Genomic DNA, 20,179 nt, shown 5'->3' on the forward strand with positions numbered 1-20,179 from the left:
GGCGGCTTCTTTTTACCTGAATGAGATAAGAAAGAAAAGCAACAATAGAAAGAAGGAGAAAATGTAGATGGAGCCGCATTATTTTGTCGCGATTACGTTACCAAATCATATAAAAGAAGTGCTGTCTAACTATAAAGAGGAAATGAAAGAGGAATTGCCATTTCGTTCATGGGTACATAAAGAAGACTATCATATTACCCTTTCATTTTTAGGGAGTGCGACAGAGGAACAATTAGAAGGAATAAAGAATGGATTACAAACACTTATAGAAACGAAAGAACTATCGTTTACATTACAAGGATTTGCAACGTTCGGTATGGAAGACAGGCCGCGTATTTTTTGGTCGAAGGTAAGCGAGAATCAAGATTTGTTTCAATTGCAAAAGCAAGTACACAATATGTGTGAAGGAAATGGATTTTCTTTAGAAACACGCCCGTATCATCCGCATATTACTGTTGCTCGTAAATGGGTAGGAGAAGAAAAGTTTGATTTAGAACATATAAAGGAAGTACCTGAAATATCATTTCAAGCGGATACGATTACTTTATACGAATCTCACGTGAAGGAGACACCGAAGTATAAAGCGATTGCTGAAATAAAATTACAAAAATAGAATGTATGAAAACGTTTTTTATACAGGTGAATATACTATAGAGAATAATGGAGTTACTGTATAGAGTCTTACTGATCAGAAAAGCCTTATCATTTGTAGCTCGTTTCATCCCGCTATTTGCGGACAGTCAGACTCTACCTCAAAATTCGGCGAATGCGAGGAAATTAGGTGGGGAGATAACTGCCCGATTGTTGGGGGCAATAATCAGTGGGATGAACAAAATAACCACTAATTAAAGGTTCACTTTATTTTAACTTTGAGAATGATGGTGATTTTTTTATGTTGAAAGTAAAACGTCCATTTGATGCCTATTTAGATGAAATGAATAAAATTACAATTTTGCTCCCACATGCGTATGGAACAAGTCGGACATTTCGTTTGCAAGAAGGAAGTAACGTGAAAGATTTACCGATTTCTCATACGATTGCGCTTCCGGATGCAACGAAGTATGAGTGTTTTATAAAAGAGCCGCTAGATGTGGGGAAGTATTATACAGTACGAGATGAACGGAATGAAGAAACAGATTTACAAATAGGTGCTGTCATAAGAACAGCGATTTTCGATGAAAAGTATTATTACGAAGGTACAGATTTAGGTGCTGTGTATCAAAAAGAGGCAACGACATTTAAAGTATGGGCTCCAACTGCGAGGCTTGCGAAAGTAAGGATTTATAAAAGTGATAAAGAATATACCGATCATGAAATGTATAGAGGAGAGAATGGCGTTTGGGCCCATACATTACAAGGGGATCACGATGGAGCTCGATATACATTTCTTGTTTGTATTAATTTAATATGGAATGAAGCAGTGGATCCTTACGCAAAGTCAGTGACTGTAGATGGGAAGTACGGCGTTGTTATCGATTTGGAAAAGACGAATGTAACAAAGCAAGAGCAATTACCACCATTGCAGGCAATGACAGATGTCATATTGTATGAACTGCATATTCGTGATGCCACTATTCATCCAAACAGTGGAGCGAGTAAAAAAGGAACATATAAAGGGCTAATGGAAGAAGGGACAACAGGGCAAAATGGGACGTTAACAGGCTTGTCTCATATAAAAGATTTAGGTGTTACACATGTTGAATTATTACCTTTATATTGTTTCGGTGGTGTAGATGAGGCGAATCCTTCCTCTGCATATAATTGGGGTTACAATCCATTATATTACAATGCACCAACAGGATTTTATGCTACAAACCCCTCTGACCCATATAACAGGATAGTAGAGTGTAAGCAACTGATTGAAACATTTCATGAGCACGGCATAAGGGTGATTATAGATGTTGTATATAATCATGTTTATGAAAGAGAGCTATCATCATTTGAAAAGCTTGTCCCAGGATATTATTTTCGTCATGGTGAAGATGGTATGCCTTCTAATGGGACGGGAGTCGGCAATGATATAGCATCTGAACGGAAAATGATGAGGAAATTCATTGTAGAGTCTATTTTATATTGGCTTACTGAATACAATGTTGATGGATTCCGATTCGATTTAATGGGAATTTTAGATGTTGATACATTGAATATAATAGAAAAAGAAGTGCGAAACATAAAGCGAGATGCATTGTTATTAGGAGAAGGATGGGATCTACAAACCCCACTTCCTCTAGAGGAAAAAGCAACGTTAAATAATGCAAAAAAAATGCCGCATATCGCGCAATTTAATGATCAATTTCGTGATGGGATAAAAGGGAGTACCTTTCATATAAATAAACGTGGGTTTGCACTTGGTGGGCATGTAGACTGTAATCATTTGCAGTATATAGCATCAGGAAGCCTTTTGAGTATGAAAGAAACAGGTTTGTTTTTAGAGCCTGTGCAAAGCATTAACTATGTAGAATGTCATGACAATATGACGATGTGGGATAAACTAATGCGTAGTAATGAAGAGCCAGAAGAGATTTTGAAAAAACGTCACCTTCTAGCGAGCGCAATGGTGATTCTGTCGCAAGGGATTCCTTTCTTACATGCTGGGCAAGAGTTTTATCGTACGAAGCAAGGAAATGAAAATAGTTATAATGCAAATGATGAAATTAATCAATTAGATTGGGATCAAAAAGAGAAAGAGATAGAGACCGTTAACTATATAAAAGGTTTAATTGCGATTCGCAAAGAGCACGGAGCATTCCGATTACAAAACGTAGAACTTATAAAAAAGCACATGACTTTTTTGCAAACATCTTCAGAAGTACTTGCATATCACCTACAACATGCAGAATCATTTGGACCATGGAAAGAGATTGTCGTTTTATTTAATAGCGATTTAGAAGCTAAAACGGTGCAACTTCCGAAAGAAGAAACGTGGCATGTGTTAGTAAACGAAAAGCAAGCGAAAATAGAGCCAATTTCTTCATTTAGAGGAAAGGAACTGAGGCTCGCTCCAATTAGCACGTATATATTGACGATAATGTGACAAATCGCTACTTGACGATGAGAATGTAATAAATGTAGAATTGACAAAGGTGACGATTTTGATAAGTTGTCATTCTATGACTGGTTTTGTAAAATAAAATAGAGAGTTTTTGGCTTATGCCAAGTTTTCTTTTCATTTACGGTAAAATATATATGAATCCACAACATGTGTAGAAATGTTGCGGTTTTTCTTTTCATAACTATAAAAGATAAGGATTTGTTAACGGGTAATGAATATGGAATGGTTGGAACAATTATTAGGAAAAGAGTGGAGTCTTGTACCGGCTGGTGGAGTAACGGGCGATGCATATATTGCGCAAAACGGACAACAGAAGTTATTTTTAAAGCGGAATACATCGCCCTTTTTAGCGGTATTGTCAGCAGAAGGAATTGTTCCAAAATTACTTTGGACAAGAAGGGTAACGAACGGTGATGTAATTTCTGCTCAAAAATGGCTTCCGGGACAGAAGCTAGAGCCAGAGGATATGAAACTAGAACGTGTTGCGAAACTTTTGAAGAAAATACACTCCTCTAAAGCGCTTGTACAGATGATTCAAAGACTTGGGAAGCAGCCGCTTCACGCACAAGAGTTATTACAACAACTGCAACTTGTTTTAAGAGGAGATATAAGGGATGATGAAACAATTCAGCAAGGCCTTCAATATTTAATGGATTCATTAAAAGATATTGAATACAATGAATTCGTTGTATGCCATTGTGATGTAAACCATAACAACTGGTTATTGTCGGATGAAGATGAGTTGTTTTTAATTGATTGGGATGGAGCTGTAATTGCTGACCCAGCTCTAGACCTCGGTATGTTATTATATTGGTACATTCCGCGCCAAGAATGGAGCGAGTGGCTCGAATATTATGATATTGAAATGGATGAATCGCTGCTTAGGCGTATGAGATGGTATGTAATAGCACAAACGATTTTGTCTATTCAATGGCACACAACAAAAAAGCAGCAAGCAGAAGCTGAATATTGGCATCAATATTTACAGCAACTACTTGCTTCAGAGTAATACTTAAGAAAAATTGTCCATTCCAGCAATCCACTGAGTAAGTTGTTCTTGATTATTGGAAATGTGGTTGTCCAAATTAGAGGAAGATTTACCCGATTGACTATAAGAATATACATCGTTTAGCATTGTTTTAGCGTCACTACTTATATTATCGTTTGCGAGTAACGATTGAATGAGACGCTCTAATTGCTCGCATTCAGAAACTGTCCCGCAGCAATCACTTTGGTGATTGACTAAAATATCTTTCAGCACTTCTAATTGATGTTGTTGATTAATTGGCATGAACGGATCATCCTTTCGATTGTTTTTCTCTTCAAATGTAAGAGAAAAAGCTGTTTCGTCATGGAATGTTTAATGCTGTATGTAGTTTTTATCAAAATGGTACATCTTATACTTGAAAGAAACGGACCGAGTGCTCGTACGTACTTGGTTTTTTGTTTGGGAGATTGATTAAAACAGAAAGAAGGAATTATTCCTTTAAAATAGCTATGTAAAGAGAGGGAAACATCTATGCGTTTAAGACATAAACCATATGCAATGGATCGAATTAATGAGTATTCACATATCGTAATCGGAAACCCAGAGGAGCGCGCTGGTAACTGGAAAGAAGTATTTGGAAATGACCACCCAATTCATATTGAAGTAGGTACAGGTCGTGGTCGTTTTATGTATGATATGGCAAAAGCAAATCCGCATATTAATTATATTGGAATTGAAAAATTCACGAGTGTTGTTGTAGATGCACTTGATAAATTAATTGAAGAAGAATTACCGAACTTAAAGTTAATTAATAAAGATGCTGAAGATTTAAAAGTTTTCTTTGCACAAGGTGAGATTGATCGCGTTTATTTAAACTTCTCAGATCCATGGCCAAAGAAACGTCATACGAAGCGTCGTTTAACGTATAAAACGTTCTTACGCAATTATGAAGAAGTGTTAGTAGAAGGTGGAGAAATTCATTTCAAAACAGATAACCAAGGTTTATTTGAATACTCTCTAATGAGTATGGCTGAGTATGGTATGTTACTAACTTACTTAAGCTTAGATCTTCATAATAGTGATTATGAAGGTAACATCATGACTGAATACGAAGAAAAATTCTCTAGTAAAGGTCATCGTATTTACCGAGTTGAAGCGAAATATCGTACAGAGCCTATGCAGTAATGCATAGGTTTTTTGTAACTAAAATAATCAGAATTTTATGTTAAAATTAAATAAAAAGGGGGATGTGTGATGGAACAGTTACAAATTGGAGATATAAAAGTGACATGGTTAAAAGGCGGGAATACACATTTAGACGGAGGAGCAATGTTTGGTGTCGTGCCGAAAGTACTTTGGTCACGTAAATATAAACATAATGATACAAACCATATTTATTTACGAACAGATCCGTTACTTTTGCAAACGAAAGATGGTAATATGCTGATTGATTCCGGAATAGGAAACGGTAAATTGAATGAGAAGATGAAGCGAAATCAAGGTGTAACAGAAGAGTCATCGGTTTATGAATCATTAGAAAAACTAGGATTAAAGTCTGAAGATATTCATTATGTTTTAATGACACACCTGCATTTTGATCATGCATCTGGTTTAACAAAATGGAAAGGTGATCAACTTGTGCCAGCGTTTCCGAATGCGAAAGTTTACGTTAGTGAAACAGAATGGGATGAAATGAGGAACCCAAATATCAGGTCGCGCAATACATATTGGAAGGAAAATTGGGAGCCAATTATAGATCAAGTTGTTACGTTTCAGCAAGAAATAGAAATTACAGATGAAATAAAAATGGCGCATACGGGCGGTCATAGTGATGGACATGCAGTTGTTGCTTTGGAAAGTAAAGGTGAAACGATGCTTCATTTAGCAGATCTTTTGCCGACGCATGCACATCAAAATGTACTATGGGTAATGGCCTATGATGATTATCCGATGACATCGATTGAAAATAAGCAAAAGTGGATGAAGTACGGCGCTGAAAAAGAGGCATGGTTTACGTTTTATCATGACGCGTATTACCGTGCAGTAAAGTGGAATGAGGAAGGGCATATTGTAGAAAAGATAGAGCGGAAAACGAGTATAGAAGCTTAAAAGGAGGAGGTTGTTCCAGAAGTCTGTTGGGGCAGCCTTTTTTTCTGTTATCGGCTTTTGTCGGTAAGCCGATAACAGAAAAATCGCTGATATAATTTCAATCACTACCCGTAATTTCAAAAAAATAAGAGGTTCACCTAATGGGAACCCTCCTTTTTATGCTGCTATAACCTCTAAAACAGTACCTGTTTTAGCATCAACTAAAAATTCAAATCGTTCTTGTATATCATCTAACATCGTTGTAAGACCGCCACGATAAACTTCGTATGCGACATCATATTTTTCAAATGTCTCTGGAACCATATGTACCCAAGAGCCAGTAATTTCACCTTTATGACTTAATGCTTGTTTCACCATTTTCAATGCTTTTTCTGAAGAAATATGGGATTGTTCTTGTACTTTGTTTGCAACGAGATAACCAGCTGCGAATCCAACGCCAAGACCTGCTACTAAACCTTTCCAGCTCATATATTCACCTCAATTCTGTAAAATAAAAATAGTGTACCAATAATAATTATAAAGCAAATACAGTTAAAAAAGAAGAAACTAGAAACATTTCGAAAATTTCGTTACAATAAAAGAGGTATTCTACTAAGGTTTGAAAGAAGGGGACTTCGTGAATAAAGAGACATTACAATTATTTCGTACGTTAACAGAATTACAAGGTGCATCAGGTTTCGAACATGATGTACGCCGTTTTATGAAGCAAGAATTAAGCAAATATGCGGATGAAATTGTGCAAGACGGTTTAGGTAGCGTATTTGGTCTGAAAAAAGGGGACGAAACTGGCCCACGTGTTCTTGTAGCAGGTCATATGGATGAAGTAGGTTTCATGGTTACGCAAATTACGAAAAACGGGATGCTTCGTTTTCAAACGTTAGGCGGCTGGTGGAGCCAAGTATTATTAGCACAGCGTGTACAAGTGATGACGAAGAATGGCCCTGTTATTGGGGTTGTTGGTTCTATCCCGCCTCATTTATTAAGTGACGCGCAACGTGCAAAACCGATGGATATAAAAAATATGTTAATTGATATAGGTGCAGATAGCTACGAAGATGCGATTGAAATTGGTGTAAAACCAGGACAACAAATCGTGCCAATCTGTCCGTTTACGCCGATGGCAAATGAAAAGAAAATTATGGCGAAAGCTTGGGACAACCGTTACGGATGTGGCCTTGCAATCGAATTATTAAAAGAATTAAAAGACGAAACATTACCAAACACATTATACTCTGGTGCGACTGTACAAGAAGAAGTTGGTCTTCGCGGTGCACAAACTGCTGCAAATATGATTCAACCAGACATTTTCTATGCGCTTGATGCAAGTCCAGCAAACGATGCATCTGGTGATAAAACGCAGTTCGGTCAATTAGGAAAAGGTGCTCTTCTTCGTATTTACGACCGTACGATGGTAACACATAGAGGAATGCGCGAATTCATTTTAGATACAGCTGAAACACACAACATTCCGTACCAATACTTTATTTCACAAGGTGGTACAGATGCGGGCCGTGTACATACAAGTAACTCAGGTATCCCATCAGCAGTAATTGGTGTTTGCGCACGCTACATTCATACACATGCTTCTATTTTACATGTTGATGATTATGCGGCAGCGAAAGAACTAATTACGAAGCTTGTAAGAGCAACGGATAAAACGACGTTAGAGACAATTAAGAATAACGCGTAAGGAAGAAGGGCTGAAGAGCCTTTCTTTTTTTGGATTGAAGAGATGACCCATCGGTGTGTGGTGGCGGTTAGTGCTTAATGGGTGCTCGAATGATGTATTAAGACCGCGGATAGGAAGAGAGAGGAAGGCTGTTTTTGAGTTCGAAGCCGGTAATGTTGTGAGAAAAACCTCTTTCTTTAGGTTGAATAGATGCCCCGGTGATATGCGGTAGTGGTTCGTGCTTAATTTGTACCGGAAGTGGATATTAGAACAAAGTGATAAATTTTTACAGAGGTGAGCGGAATGAAAGTAGTAGTTGGATCGAAGAATAAAACGAAAGTTGGAGCTGTGGAGAAGGTTTGGAGAGATGCTGAAATTACGTCGCTTTCTGTTCCTTCAGGAGTAGCAAACCAGCCGTTTACAGATGAAGAGACGATGCAAGGAGCGGTTAATAGAGCGAAGCGAGCGCTGCAAGAAGGAGAAGCTCAAATTGGTATTGGTCTAGAAGGCGGCGTAATGAAAACAGCACACGGCTTATTTATGTGTAACTGGGGTGCTTTGGCGACAAGTGACGGTAGAGTATTTGTTGCAGGAGGCGCTCGTATTAAATTACCAGATGACTTTTTAAAGCCACTGGAAGAAGGAAAAGAGTTAAGCGAAGTGATGGAAGAATTTGTACAGCGAAAAGATATTCGAAGCCACGAAGGTGCTATCGGTATTTTTACAGATGATTATGTTGATCGCACAGAATTATTTGTACACGTTGTTAAGTTACTTGTTGGGCAATATAAGTATGATGAAAAGCAAGCATAAACCTTGCACCGTGCGCGATGTATGGTAGTATAAAAGAAAGATTATAACATGAAAAAATGCACTCGTTAGAGGAGGAAATATAGATGAAATCATTAGAAAGCATGGAGCAATTCCAACAATTGAAAAATGAAGAGAATGTAGTCTTTATGTTCTCAGCAGAATGGTGCCCAGACTGCCGCTTTGTAGATCCATTTATGCCAGAAGTAGAAGAGAAATATAGTGATTTCTCATTTTACTATGTAGATCGTGATGAGTTTATTGATCTATGTGTAAAATTAGACGTATTTGGCATTCCGAGCTTTGTAGCGTACAATAAAGGTGAAGAAACAGGTCGCTATGTAAACAAAGATCGTAAAACACAAGAACAAATCGAAGAGTTTATTGAAGGTTTAAAATAAGGCAATTTGCCAATTGAATTGTAAAACAACCTCTACCTTCGCGGGGGAGGTTATTTTTTTGGAAGGGAGGAAAAAGAGATGAAGATGACAAGTAAAAAGATGAAAGATGAGTTAATGAAGAAATTATCTCGCCCGGAATGGGACTTTCAGTATGATAGCGAGAAAGAAGTTCTACGTATAGAACAAAAAGACTCGAAAAAAGGTATTAACGTATCGCTTCCAGGAGTTGTAGCAAAATGGGAAGTGAACAAAGAAAAGGCGATTGAAGAAGTTGCTTATTACGTACAAGAAGCACTAATTGCGATGCATAAAGAAGAAAATAACGCAGCGAAAATTTTACCTGTTATTCGCTCTACTTCTTTTCCGAAACAAGCAGAAGAAGGAAATCCGTTTATTATGACGGATCATACGGCGGAAACACGTATTTACTATGCGTTAGATTCGAATAAAACGTATCGACTCATTGATGAGCGTCTATTACAAAAATTAGAACTTACAGAGCAACAAGTGCGTGAAATGGCATTATTCAACGCTCGCTCATTAGGTTATGAATTTAAACAAGACACAGTAGCAGGGAATACATTCTACTTTTTAAACACAAATGATGGGTATGATGCGACGCGTATTTTAAACGAATCGTTACTACAATCGATGCGTGAAAAGATTTCTGGTGATATGGTTGTGGCTGTTCCTCACCAAGATGTATTAATTATTGCTGATATCGTCAACGAAATCGGTTATGATATTATTGCACAAATGACAATGAAATTTTTTGCCGAAGGGCATGTTCCGATTACATCACTTTCATTCGTATATGAAGATGGGGACTTTGAACCAATCTTTATTTTAGCGAAGAATCGGAAGAAGACAGATGGAAAAGAGAAAGGATGAACGAAGTGAACGTTTTTTACAACCTTGAAGGAATTGGTGACACTCTAATTGTTGCCTTACAAGATATTACTTTAGAGAACCGTACTTTTGATCGCAAAGGAGATGTTGCACGCGTATACGATCGTGAAAGCAATGTAACAGCAGGATTCAACATCTTTAATGCATCTTCTTATTTAGAAGTAACAGAAACAGGTAACCTTACATTAACGAAAGAACTTGTTGAGAAAATCAACGAAATTTTAGCGAAGAACGGCTTTGAAGAAACAGTAGAAGCAGATCTTTCTCCAAAATTTGTTGTAGGCTATGTAGCTGAGAAAGAGAAGCATCCAAATGCTGATAAGTTAAACATTTGTAAAGTAGAAATTGGTACAGAAACATTACAAATCGTATGTGGCGCACCGAACGTTGATGCAGGACAAAAAGTTGTCGTTGCAAAAATCGGCGCTGTAATGCCAAGCGGTATGCTAATTAAACCAGCTGAACTTCGCGGTGTTCCTTCTTCTGGAATGATTTGCTCAGCACGTGAATTAGAGCTTCCAGATGCTCCACAAGAAAAAGGTATTCTTGTATTAGAAGATAGCTTTGAAGTTGGACAAGAGTTTAAATTTTAATTGATATAAGAAAAGAGAGGTTGTCTTTTGGACAGCCTCTCTTTTTGTTTTATCATTTTTTGCTGGTAAGTCGATATTCTGTGTCAAATCGTTGATATATTGCGAGTTGTGATAGATATATTTGAAAAATCGTTGATATATCGCGAGTTGTGATAGATATATTTGAAAAATCGTTGATATATCGCGAGTTGTGACAGATATATTCAAAAAATCGTTCATATTATAGGATGTCACTTTTTTTCTCAAAATCTATATTGTATTTTATAAACAAACTAGTTAAAATTTAGAAAAATAGAAGGGGATAGACGTATGAAACAACAACTAAAAATCGCAGAACTTCTGAAACGAATTGAAACTTCAAAACAGCAAGATATTGAGTTAGGTTCTTATGAAATATATTTGTTTAGCGAAAATGAATTAGAAAAAGGGCAAATTGGTTACCGATATGATAAACATAAAAATTCATTAATAAGTGGAGAAAACGGTAAATGGCAAGAAGAATGGATTGTTATCGGATATGAAACAGATATGGGGGATCCGGTTTTCGTAAATGTGGCTGATGATGCTTATCTAGTTTATACTGCGGAGCGTGGTACAGAAACGTGGCAACCCGTTCATATTGGAAATATGGCTGAGATTATAAAACAATTATAAGAAAAACTTTGAGACCGGTGCAAAGTGATGGGAGAAAAACATGAAGTATATAAAAATAATGAGCATGATTGCATTCATTGGAATATATATGGGAGGTTGCTCACAAGAACAACCGAAAAAAGAAACAACATCTTCTATAAAAGAAACAAGCGAAGATAAAAAGGAAGACGCACCGGTAGAAAAGCAGCAGGAAGAACAAGAAAAGAAAGAAGAACCACAAGCAGTTCAAACAAATGAGCAAGTGGAGCATAAGCAGGAGGAAGTGCCGGCCGAGGAAAAGAAAGAGGAAGCTACGCCAGTGCAGCCAAATGAGCAACCAGTACAACAGAATGAACAAAAAGTAGAGAGTAATGAAAAACAAGGAAAGTTTCTTGTTGTTATCGATCCGGGGCATCAACAAAAAGCGAATTTAAATTTAGAGCCGGTTGGTCCAGGAGCAACGACGCAAAAATATAAAGTGACAGATGGTACAACTGGTATTGTGACGAAAAAAAGAGAGGCTGTTCTTGTATTAGAAATGGCTTTCGTATTAAAAGAAAAGTTAGAAGCAAAAGGTATACAAGTATTAATGACGAGAACGTCACAAGATGTTGATATGAGTAATAAAGAACGCGCGACATTTGCGAATGACCATAAGGCAGATTTGTTTTTACGTCTTCATGCAGATGGTTCTGAAAATCTGAATCAAAGTGGATTCGCTGTATTAACGCCGGCAGAAGGAAGCCCGTATACCAAAGAGATTTATGCGGAAAGTCTTCAAATCTCTCAAACGATAGTAAATAAAATGAGAGAGAATCAGCAAGTGAAAGTAAATGGAATTAAATTCAGGGATGATCTTTCTGGGTTTAATTGGTCAAAAGTTCCTGGCGTACTATTAGAACTTGGGTTTATGTCAAATCCTGAAGAAGATAAAAAATTATCTGACCCGCAGTATGTAAATTCTTTATTACAAAGTGTAACGGATAGTGTAGATGAATATCGGAAGAGTAAAGCTTAAACGCAGTCTTACATGGAAGGCTGCGTTTTTCTATATGAAAACACTCGTAAATTAGAATTATGGATAAATATGACATGCTTAATTTTACCTGCACTTTTTGCGGAATGCTGATACAATAAAGGATGTTACTATTTAGTAGAAAGAGTGGTAAGCATGTTAGATTGGATGAAAAAGCTGTTTAACAAAGAGGAAGAACAAACAGCGATGAATAAAGAAGTACCAAAGCAAATTGAAAGTCAGCCGAAAATTCCTCGTGTAAACCACTATACTGAAGCAAGAGAAGCACAAATGGCAAGTAGGAATGCAGGTAAATGCCGTTTTCCATTAGTACCGGATAATGGGTTCGATGAAGAGGATGTTATAGAAACAGGGCATTTTGAAGAACAACCTGTTCAAGGTGTAACATATGAAACTCAGCCTATTCAAAGAGGAATCAAAGTGGAAAGAAGTAGACGACAGTATGTAGAGAAGGTAGTTTCTACATATGAAGAGCCGGAAATGCAATATGAACCGGAGCAAGAGCCTGTCGTAAAAAAAGCACCTGTACCTTCGCAAGAAAGTAACCGTAGACCATTTCGTCCAACAGAAATGATTTCGCCAATTTACGGATATAATCGTCCTTCAGTAGAGAAAAAAGTTGTACAACAGGAGGAAGAAAAGGAAAGAGAAGACCTTGAAATATCTGTAGAGGGTAAATCAGTTGTTGATGCCTGGTTAGAGAAAAAAGGATATACATTATCTGATTTCTCTGAAGGACAAGCAAAGACTTCTTCCAGTCATGAAGGAGTTGATCAGCGAGATCAACCAAGTAAAAAGGAAGAAAAGTCAGTTGTCGATCAATGGCTAGAGAAAAACGGTTATGAAATTGAACGCCAAGAGCCTATAGTAGAAGAAAAAGAAGTGGTTCAAGAAATGAGTGCACCGCAGGAAGTTCCAGCGGCTGAATTACTTCATCAAACAATCGCTGAGCGTATGGAAGATACTAAGCAAGAAAGTGATGTAGTGGCCCGAAACATTCTACAAGCAGAATTAGTAGATTCTAAAGTAGAGCACGAGGATACAATATTATCAGAAGAAATTAAACGTAATACAGAAATAGAACAACCTACTATTGAAGTAGAAAAGCAAGCTCCAGAAGAATCAGTGATTGTTAAAGCAGAAGTAAAGCTTGAAGAAACAATCATTGTGGAAATACCAGAAGTGGAAGTAATTGCAGAAACAGAAGAGCCAGAAGAAGTGGAAGTAATTGCAGAAGCAGAAGAGCTAGAAGAAGTGGAAGTAATTGCAGAAACAGAAGAGCCAGAAGAAGTGGAAGTAATTGCAGAAACAGAAGAGCTAGAAGAAGTGGAAGTAATTGCAGAAACAGAAGAACCAGAAGAAGTGGAAGTAATTGCAGAAACAGAAGAGCTAGAAGAAGTGGAAGTAATTGCAGAAACAGAAGAGCTAGAAGAAGTGGAGGTAATTGCAGAAACAGAAGAGCCAGAAGAAGTGGAAGTAATTGCGGAAGCAGAAGAGCTAGAAGAAGTGGAACCTGTAGCACTTGAGGAAACGCAGCAAGAAATGTTGTTAAATGAAGCAATTGAACAAAAGAACGAATTCATACATGGTGCTGAGGCTGATGAACAAACGAAGAAAGATGTTCAAAGCTTTGCGAATGTTTTAATTGCAGAAGAACAACAAGTTGTAGAAGAAGCACCGATTGTGGAAGAACAACAAGTTGTAGAAGAAGCACCGATTGTGGAAGAACAACAAGTTGTAGAAGAAGCACCGATTGTGGAAGAACAACAAGTTGTAGAAGAAGCACCGATTGTGGAAGAACAACAAGTTGTAGAAGAAGCACCGATTGTGGAAGAACAACAAGTTGTAGAAGAAGCACCGATTGAAGAAGAACAACAAGTTGTAGAAGAAGCACCGATTGCGGAAGAACACCGAGTTGTAGAAGAAGCACCGATTGTGGAAGAACAACAAGTTGTAGAAGAAGCACCGATTGTGGAAGAACAACAAGTTGTAGAAGAAGCACCGGTTGTGGAAGAACACCGAGTTGTAGAAGAAGTTCTGATTGCGGAAGAACAACGGGTTGTAGAAGAAGCACCGGTTGTGGAAGAACACCGAGTTGTAGAAGAAGCACCGATTGCGGAAGAACAACCAGTTGTACAAAAAGAAGAGCCAAAACGTGAGAAAAAGCGTCATGTACCATTTAATGTTGTTATGTTGAAACAAGACAGAACGCGATTAAGGGAAAGACATGCGGCTAGAATGAATGCAATGCAATCTTCTATGAGTGAACGAGTAGAGAATAAGCCTGTACACCAAGTAGAAGAACAACAGATGCAACAAGAGGTAATAGAATCCCGAGTGGAAGAACGTCCAGTGCAGCAAGTAGTGGTAGAACCACAAGTGGAAGAAAAACCAATGCAGCAGGTAGTGGTAGAATCCCGAGTGGAAGAAAAACCAATGCAGCAGGTAGTGGTAGAACCACAAGTGGAAGAAAAACCAATGCAGCAGGTAGTGGTAGAACCACAAGTGGAAGAAAAACCAGTGCAGCAGGTAGTGGTAGAATCCCGAGTGGAAGAACGTCCAATGCAGCAAGTAGTGGTAGAACCACAAGTGGAAGAAAAACCAGTGCAACAGGTAGTGGTAGAGCAAGTACAAAAGCCAATTTCAAGTACGGAAGTACAAGAGAAAGCATATGTTGTCAATCAAAGAGAGAACGATATGCGAAATGTATTGCAAACACCACCGACATATACAATTCCGCCATTAACATTATTGTCAATTCCACAGCAAGCAGCGTTAGATAATACGGAATGGTTGGATGAACAGAAAGAATTATTAGATACAACGTTTAATAATTTCCATGTTGGTGCACATGTTATTAACGTATCACAAGGTCCAGCAGTAACTCGTTTTGAAGTACAGCCAGACCCAGGTGTGAAAGTAAATAAAATTACAAATTTAAGTGATGATATTAAGTTAAGCTTAGCTGCGAAAGATATTCGTATTGAAGCGCCAATTCCAGGGAAGAGTGCGATTGGAATTGAAGTTCCAAATAAAGAAAGTAAGCCAGTGTTTCTTCGTGAAATTTTAAGAAGTCCTGTGTTTACAAAGAGCGAATCACCGCTTACAGTTGCGCTCGGTCTTGATATTTCAGGCGATCCAATTGTAACTGATATTCGGAAAATGCCACACGGACTTATTGCGGGTGCAACAGGTTCTGGGAAAAGTGTGTGCATTAACGCAATTTTAACGAGCATTTTATATAAAGCGAAACCGCATGAAGTGAAGTTAATGTTAATCGATCCGAAGATGGTTGAGCTTGCACCATACAATTCTGTTCCACATCTTGTAGCGCCTGTTATTACAGATGTAAAAGCAGCAACAGCGGCTTTAAAGTGGGCAGTCGAAGAGATGGAACGCCGTTATGAATTGTTTGCGCACGCTGGTGCTCGTGATTTAACTCGTTACAATACGATTGTAAGTGGGCGAGAAATTCCGGGAGAGACATTACCTTATATCGTTATTGTCATTGACGAGTTAGCCGATTTAATGATGGTAGCACCTGGTGATGTTGAAGAAGCAATTTGTCGTATTGCGCAAAAAGCACGTGCGTGTGGTATTCATTTATTAGTAGCGACGCAGCGTCCATCTGTAGATGTTATTACAGGTTTAATTAAGTCAAACATTCCAACGCGTATTGCGTTTACTGTATCATCTCAAGTTGATTCGCGTACAATTATTGATATTGGGGGCGCGGAGAAATTACTTGGCCGTGGTGATATGCTATTTCTAGGAAACGGTACGTCTAAACCAGTTCGTGTACAAGGTGTATATGTATCGGATGATGAGATTGAGAAAACAGTTGATCATGTGAGAAAGCAAATGAAGCCGAACTACTTATTTAAACAAGAGGATTTATTAGCGAAAACAGAACAAGCTGAGTCGGAAGACGAATTGTTCTTTGATGCATGTCAATTTGTTGTAGAACAAGGGGGAGCGTCCACATCTTCTGTACAGCGAAAATTCCGCATCGGCTATAATCGCGCGGCACGTCTCATTGAAGAGATGGAATCGCAAGGAATTATTTCTGAAGGAAGAGGAACGAAACCGAGAGATGTCCTTATTTCTGAGGATGAATTCGCTGCTATGCAGGAAACAAATGTATAGGAAACGGTTTTGCTGTATACTAAGAGAAAATGTTGGATAGTAAAGTAGGGAGTAAAGCGACATGAAAGAAATTGAATTAAAATTAAAAGGTGAAATAAATAGACTAACAAATAGAACATTTAAATTTGACGAACGTGTTGGAGAAGGTTGGTTCTCTGCCGTTTACTTTTTAAAGACTAGAGAAATCATTGAAGAATTTCGCCCGAAAAGTGTTGTGACGATGCAATTTTTCCAAAAGGAAAATGCAGTTCTTTGCGGAACAGATGAAGTGATTGCATTGCTACAAACATTCGCCAAAAATCCTGAGGAACTTGAAATTAACTCTTTAAAAGATGGCGATAATATTAGTCCGTTTGAAACAGTGTTAACAATTCATGGTCCTTATGAAAATTTCGGATTTTTAGAAGGTGTCATTGATGGGATTTTAGCTCGTCGTACATCAGTTGCGACAAATGTATATAACGTTGTCCAAGCTGCACGTAGTGTAGATAAAGAAAAACCAGTTATTTTCATGGGAGATCGTGACGATCATTATACACAGCAAGCTGGTGACGGTTATGCAGCATACATCGGAGGTATGAGCGCACAAGCGACGCACGCGATGAATGAATGGTGGGGCAGAAGTGGTATGGGGACAATGCCTCACGCATTAATTCAAATGTTTAATGGTGATGTTGTGGAAGCGGCAAAAGCATATCATAAGAAATTCCCAGAAGATGAATTAGTTGTATTGATTGATTACAATAATGATGTCATTACAGATGCACTTCGCGTAGCGCGTGAATTTGGATCAACATTAAAAGGCGTACGTGTAGATACGTCGCGCACGATGATTGATCAATACTTCATTCGCCACCCAGAGGTACTTGGAACATTCGATCCACGTGGTGTAAACCCATCGCTTGTATTCGCACTTCGTAAAGCACTTGATGAAGAAGGATTCCAGCATGTAGACATCGTTGTAACTGGTGGATTTGATGAGAAGCGTATTCGTGAATTTGAAGCTCAAAACGTACCTGTTGATATATACGGAGTAGGAAGTAGCTTATTAAAAATGAATATTGGCTTTACTGGTGATAACGTAGAATTAAATGGAAAACCAGAAGCGAAAGCTGGTCGTAAATATCGTCCAAACCCACGTCTAGAGCGTGTTCAATTAGAAAAAAGAGAAGATATGTAAAAGAGAGAAAAACTGATAGGTGATTGACCCTATCAGTTTTTCTGTTATCATAGTATAGCGGCTTCTTTTTTGCTATAATGGACTTGTTATGGACATAAAAAAGAAGTACGTACGAGTTTATCCTGATAAGTGAAGGGAAAGAATAACTTCACTACATCAAAAATGTATGATGATTACCAAAATAAGAAAAGATTCATATACTGTCTTATAGATAGGCCGTTGTATTAGTTCGAAATGTTGGAGGTTCTTTAAGATGACAGTTTACCATTTTGTAGGAATTAAAGGAACAGGAATGAGTTCATTAGCACAAATTCTTCATGACATGAAGCATACTGTTCAAGGGTCTGATTATGAAAAGCGTTTCTTTACACAAACAGCGTTGGAAAAGCGTAATATCTCGATCCTTCCTTTTGATAAAAATAATGTAAAAGAAGGACAAGTGATTATTGCAGGAAATGCATTTCCTGATACGCATGAAGAAATCGTAGCAGCAAAAGAATTAAACATCCCAGTACATCGTTACCATCACTTCTTAGGTGATCTTATGAACCAATACACAAGTGTTGCTGTAACTGGTGCACATGGAAAAACATCAACAACTGGTTTGTTAGCCCATGTAATGCAAGGTGCACACCCTACATCTTACCTTATTGGAGATGGAACAGGGCATGGGGTAGAAAATAGTAAGTATTTTGTATTTGAAGCTTGTGAGTATCGTCGTCATTTCTTGTCTTACAATCCAGACTATGCGATTATGACAAATATTGATTTTGATCATCCAGATTATTTCTCAGATATCAATGATGTATTCAATGCATTCCAAGAGATGGCATTGCAAGTGAAAAAAGGCATTATTGCATGTGGAGATGATGAAGAACTTCAAAAAATTCAAGCGAAAGTACCTGTTATTTTCTATGGATTTGGAGAAGATAATGATTTCCAAGCACGTAACATTCAAAAGAGAACAGATGGTACTATTTTCGATGTATTCGTTCGTAATACGTACTATGACACGTTCAAAATTACAGGATACGGCAATCACAGCGTATTAAATGCATTAGCGGTAATCGCGCTTTGCCATTATGAAAACGTTGATGTAGAAGCAGTTAAGCATCAGCTAACAACTTTTGAAGGCGTAAAACGTCGCTTTAATGAAAAGCCAATGGGAGAGCAAGTTATTATCGATGACTACGCACACCATCCGACAGAAATTAATGCAACGATTGAAGCAGCTCGTCAAAAACATCCAGAGCGTGAAGTTGTCGCTGTATTCCAGCCACATACATTCTCACGTACAGAAAAATTCTTAGATGAGTTCGCTGAAAGTCTAAGCAAAGCTGACCAAGTATACTTATGTGATATTTTCGGATCAGCACGCGAAAACAAAGGTGAATTAACAATCGAAGATCTGCAAAAGCGTATTGACGGTGCAGAACTAATTACAGATACAACAACGGATGTATTAAAGAAACATAAAAACGGCGTTCTAATTTTCATGGGCGCAGGAGACATCCAAAAATTCGAAGCAGCTTACGTAAAAGAAGTTCAAGTTGCAGAGAAGTAATAAAAAAGACGCATAGCGGTGGCTATGCGTCTTTTTTGTTGTGCTCGATATATTTTAAAAAGCATTGATATGTTGGTATTGTTCATTCTTTTTGTATAGTTGTTTTAATAAGACGATATATAGTGAACTAAAAAGTACATATCCAATTAAATAATAGAATGAAAACATATCGAATTGTTTTGTTATCATAATTCGAATTGCGAAAAAGCTGAATGGGAGAGCAATTAGCAGTCTTGAACTGATGAAAATAATTGTTTTAAAGTATTTTAATAAATCTATATTCCAATGGTTTTCTCTAAAGATAAACCAAATATTGCTTGCAATAAAGGATAGTAAAAATGGTAAATTAGCAGAAAAATTTATAAAACCGAGTACAATAGGCACTGATAAAGCGCCGAGTGGACCGATAGATAGGCCAGAATAGTATTTAATAAAAGTATTTGTAGATTGCTGTGCTTCTTCAATAACGTCTGTATATTCTGCTGCAATTTCCTGTGCTAATTCTTTTGGAGGAAGAAATTCTTCAATAACGTGTTGAGGGATGAGTGCTGATGGTATCTCATCATTTTCTTTACGTAATGCATTTTCGTATAAATCAGATTTGATTTCTAGTACATGTTGTTCTCGTGCTGATGTAGGTAAGTTCATTAAACCTTTGTGGAAATCCTGTAAGAAAGAAGTGATGAGTTCATTTGCAAAGAATTGATCCTTGTTCATTTTTTATCCTCTCCTTTAGCTAGTAACATTAGAGCTTGATAAACTGCCTCGTAATCATCTAAGCGATTATGTAAAATTTCTCTCCCTTCGTCTGTAATGCGATAGTATTTTCTTTTTGGGCCATCACCGGACTCTTCCCAATAGGAAATAGCCCAATTGTTTTTCGTAATTCGATTTAATATAGGGTAAATCGAACCGTTTGGGATATGAAACACAGGGATATCTTGTAATGCACTTGTAATTTCGTATCCGTACATAGGTTGTTTGCTTATTAAAGACAAAATAGCGAGATCAAAAACACCTTTACGTAATTGAATTATAAAATTATCATTTTTTTCCATACTTTAACTATATATGATTCATATCTAGATA

General features: G+C 37.6%; 19 protein-coding genes. 15 read left to right on the plus strand and 4 right to left on the minus strand.

Annotation, left to right across the window (positions count from 1 at the left end; all coding sequences use genetic code 11):
* Positions 1-67: 67 nt before the first annotated feature.
* The 3 genes from thpR to QCI44_RS03900 all read left to right on the plus strand — a co-directional run bounded on the left by thpR (position 68) and on the right by QCI44_RS03900 (position 4,061).
* Complete coding sequence (gene thpR / locus QCI44_RS03890; RefSeq protein WP_016135483.1) at positions 68-613, plus strand: RNA 2',3'-cyclic phosphodiesterase; 546 nt, start codon at positions 68-70, stop codon at positions 611-613.
* Between the two features lie 279 nt (positions 614-892).
* Positions 893-3,034, plus strand: coding sequence for a type I pullulanase (gene pulA, locus QCI44_RS03895; protein ID WP_353811007.1), 2,142 nt, complete (start codon positions 893-895; stop codon positions 3,032-3,034).
* Positions 3,035-3,263: 229 nt separating this feature from the next.
* The gene (locus QCI44_RS03900; RefSeq protein WP_016085903.1) at positions 3,264-4,061 is read left to right on the plus strand and encodes a phosphotransferase family protein; all 798 of its coding nucleotides are present in this window, start codon (positions 3,264-3,266) and stop codon (positions 4,059-4,061) included.
* Positions 4,062-4,064: 3 nt separating this feature from the next.
* Here the strand turns inward: QCI44_RS03900 and QCI44_RS03905 are convergent, their stop codons facing one another.
* Positions 4,065-4,343, minus strand: a complete 279-nt coding sequence (locus tag QCI44_RS03905) for a YtzH-like family protein (protein WP_001122235.1) — start codon at positions 4,341-4,343, stop codon at positions 4,065-4,067.
* A 228-nt stretch (positions 4,344-4,571) separates the two neighbouring features.
* Between QCI44_RS03905 and trmB the strand changes: the two genes are divergently transcribed.
* Both trmB and QCI44_RS03915 read left to right on the plus strand, forming a co-directional pair.
* Positions 4,572-5,225, plus strand: a complete 654-nt coding sequence (trmB, locus tag QCI44_RS03910) for a tRNA (guanosine(46)-N7)-methyltransferase TrmB (RefSeq protein ID WP_016135481.1) — start codon at positions 4,572-4,574, stop codon at positions 5,223-5,225.
* A 69-nt stretch (positions 5,226-5,294) separates the two neighbouring features.
* Complete coding sequence (locus tag QCI44_RS03915; RefSeq protein ID WP_016085905.1) at positions 5,295-6,149, plus strand: YtnP family quorum-quenching lactonase; 855 nt, start codon at positions 5,295-5,297, stop codon at positions 6,147-6,149.
* 156 nt (positions 6,150-6,305) lie between these two features.
* Here the strand turns inward: QCI44_RS03915 and QCI44_RS03920 are convergent, their stop codons facing one another.
* Positions 6,306-6,617 (minus strand): PepSY domain-containing protein, encoded by a 312-nt coding sequence (locus tag QCI44_RS03920; RefSeq protein WP_000118541.1) that lies wholly within the window; start codon positions 6,615-6,617, stop codon positions 6,306-6,308.
* 148 nt (positions 6,618-6,765) lie between these two features.
* Here QCI44_RS03920 and QCI44_RS03925 point away from each other — a divergent pair, with 148 nt between their 5' ends.
* The 10 genes from QCI44_RS03925 to murC all read left to right on the plus strand — a co-directional run bounded on the left by QCI44_RS03925 (position 6,766) and on the right by murC (position 19,090).
* Positions 6,766-7,839 carry a M42 family metallopeptidase gene (locus QCI44_RS03925; RefSeq protein WP_001031515.1) on the plus strand — a complete coding sequence of 358 codons (1,074 nt, stop codon included), beginning with the start codon at positions 6,766-6,768 and terminating at the stop codon, positions 7,837-7,839.
* A 282-nt stretch (positions 7,840-8,121) separates the two neighbouring features.
* Positions 8,122-8,631: a DUF84 family protein gene (locus QCI44_RS03930; RefSeq protein ID WP_016136870.1), complete on the plus strand. Its 510-nt coding sequence runs from the start codon at positions 8,122-8,124 to the stop codon at positions 8,629-8,631.
* An 83-nt stretch (positions 8,632-8,714) separates the two neighbouring features.
* The gene (locus tag QCI44_RS03935) at positions 8,715-9,029 is read left to right on the plus strand and encodes a thioredoxin family protein (protein ID WP_000838193.1); all 315 of its coding nucleotides are present in this window, start codon (positions 8,715-8,717) and stop codon (positions 9,027-9,029) included.
* 78 nt (positions 9,030-9,107) lie between these two features.
* Complete coding sequence (locus QCI44_RS03940; RefSeq protein WP_016135479.1) at positions 9,108-9,920, plus strand: DUF1444 domain-containing protein; 813 nt, start codon at positions 9,108-9,110, stop codon at positions 9,918-9,920.
* A complete protein-coding gene (gene ytpR / locus QCI44_RS03945; protein ID WP_016136869.1) occupies positions 9,917-10,531 on the plus strand; it encodes a YtpR family tRNA-binding protein in 615 nt (204 codons plus the stop codon). The genes QCI44_RS03940 and ytpR overlap by 4 nt, the downstream gene beginning before the upstream one ends.
* A gap of 309 nt (positions 10,532-10,840) precedes the next feature.
* Entirely contained in the window at positions 10,841-11,185 is a 345-nt protein-coding gene (locus tag QCI44_RS03950; RefSeq protein ID WP_016085909.1) for a hypothetical protein, read from the plus strand.
* A gap of 40 nt (positions 11,186-11,225) precedes the next feature.
* Positions 11,226-12,182: an N-acetylmuramoyl-L-alanine amidase gene (locus QCI44_RS03955; protein ID WP_016135478.1), complete on the plus strand. Its 957-nt coding sequence runs from the start codon at positions 11,226-11,228 to the stop codon at positions 12,180-12,182.
* A 153-nt stretch (positions 12,183-12,335) separates the two neighbouring features.
* The gene (locus QCI44_RS03960; RefSeq protein WP_353811008.1) at positions 12,336-16,346 is read left to right on the plus strand and encodes a DNA translocase FtsK; all 4,011 of its coding nucleotides are present in this window, start codon (positions 12,336-12,338) and stop codon (positions 16,344-16,346) included.
* 61 nt (positions 16,347-16,407) lie between these two features.
* Positions 16,408-17,526 carry a nicotinate phosphoribosyltransferase gene (locus tag QCI44_RS03965; RefSeq protein WP_000658380.1) on the plus strand — a complete coding sequence of 373 codons (1,119 nt, stop codon included), beginning with the start codon at positions 16,408-16,410 and terminating at the stop codon, positions 17,524-17,526.
* A gap of 253 nt (positions 17,527-17,779) precedes the next feature.
* Positions 17,780-19,090 carry a UDP-N-acetylmuramate--L-alanine ligase gene (murC, locus tag QCI44_RS03970; protein ID WP_000219461.1) on the plus strand — a complete coding sequence of 437 codons (1,311 nt, stop codon included), beginning with the start codon at positions 17,780-17,782 and terminating at the stop codon, positions 19,088-19,090.
* Between the two features lie 54 nt (positions 19,091-19,144).
* Here the strand turns inward: murC and QCI44_RS03975 are convergent, their stop codons facing one another.
* Positions 19,145-19,807 carry a hypothetical protein gene (locus QCI44_RS03975; protein WP_098560963.1) on the minus strand — a complete coding sequence of 221 codons (663 nt, stop codon included), beginning with the start codon at positions 19,805-19,807 and terminating at the stop codon, positions 19,145-19,147.
* The gene (locus tag QCI44_RS03980; protein ID WP_098986750.1) at positions 19,804-20,148 is read right to left on the minus strand and encodes a PadR family transcriptional regulator; all 345 of its coding nucleotides are present in this window, start codon (positions 20,146-20,148) and stop codon (positions 19,804-19,806) included. The genes QCI44_RS03975 and QCI44_RS03980 overlap by 4 nt, the downstream gene beginning before the upstream one ends.
* Between the last annotated feature and the right edge of the window lie 31 nt (positions 20,149-20,179).

Origin of the sequence: Bacillus cereus group sp. RP37, from assembly GCF_040459695.1 — a bacterium.
Classification (GTDB): Bacteria; Bacillota; Bacilli; order Bacillales; family Bacillaceae_G; genus Bacillus_A.

Excerpts from the sequence above, each read along its gene's own strand:
- QCI44_RS03940 (WP_016135479.1), top strand. The coding sequence starts at position 9,108 with ATGAAGATGACAAGTAAAAAGATGAAAGATGAGTTAATGAAGAAATTA.
- pulA (WP_353811007.1), top strand. The coding sequence starts at position 893 with ATGTTGAAAGTAAAACGTCCATTTGATGCCTATTTAGATGAAATGAAT.
- QCI44_RS03975 (WP_098560963.1), bottom strand. The coding sequence starts at position 19,807 with ATGAACAAGGATCAATTCTTTGCAAATGAACTCATCACTTCTTTCTTA.
- ytpR (WP_016136869.1), top strand. The coding sequence starts at position 9,917 with ATGAACGAAGTGAACGTTTTTTACAACCTTGAAGGAATTGGTGACACT.
- QCI44_RS03960 (WP_353811008.1), top strand. The coding sequence starts at position 12,336 with ATGTTAGATTGGATGAAAAAGCTGTTTAACAAAGAGGAAGAACAAACA.
- thpR (WP_016135483.1), top strand. The coding sequence starts at position 68 with ATGGAGCCGCATTATTTTGTCGCGATTACGTTACCAAATCATATAAAA.
- QCI44_RS03915 (WP_016085905.1), top strand. The coding sequence starts at position 5,295 with ATGGAACAGTTACAAATTGGAGATATAAAAGTGACATGGTTAAAAGGC.
- QCI44_RS03930 (WP_016136870.1), top strand. The coding sequence starts at position 8,122 with ATGAAAGTAGTAGTTGGATCGAAGAATAAAACGAAAGTTGGAGCTGTG.
- trmB (WP_016135481.1), top strand. The coding sequence starts at position 4,572 with ATGCGTTTAAGACATAAACCATATGCAATGGATCGAATTAATGAGTAT.
- QCI44_RS03955 (WP_016135478.1), top strand. The coding sequence starts at position 11,226 with ATGAAGTATATAAAAATAATGAGCATGATTGCATTCATTGGAATATAT.
- QCI44_RS03900 (WP_016085903.1), top strand. The coding sequence starts at position 3,264 with ATGAATATGGAATGGTTGGAACAATTATTAGGAAAAGAGTGGAGTCTT.
- QCI44_RS03950 (WP_016085909.1), top strand. The coding sequence starts at position 10,841 with ATGAAACAACAACTAAAAATCGCAGAACTTCTGAAACGAATTGAAACT.
- QCI44_RS03905 (WP_001122235.1), bottom strand. The coding sequence starts at position 4,343 with ATGCCAATTAATCAACAACATCAATTAGAAGTGCTGAAAGATATTTTA.
- murC (WP_000219461.1), top strand. The coding sequence starts at position 17,780 with ATGACAGTTTACCATTTTGTAGGAATTAAAGGAACAGGAATGAGTTCA.
- QCI44_RS03935 (WP_000838193.1), top strand. The coding sequence starts at position 8,715 with ATGAAATCATTAGAAAGCATGGAGCAATTCCAACAATTGAAAAATGAA.
- QCI44_RS03920 (WP_000118541.1), bottom strand. The coding sequence starts at position 6,617 with ATGAGCTGGAAAGGTTTAGTAGCAGGTCTTGGCGTTGGATTCGCAGCT.
- QCI44_RS03980 (WP_098986750.1), bottom strand. The coding sequence starts at position 20,148 with ATGGAAAAAAATGATAATTTTATAATTCAATTACGTAAAGGTGTTTTT.
- QCI44_RS03965 (WP_000658380.1), top strand. The coding sequence starts at position 16,408 with ATGAAAGAAATTGAATTAAAATTAAAAGGTGAAATAAATAGACTAACA.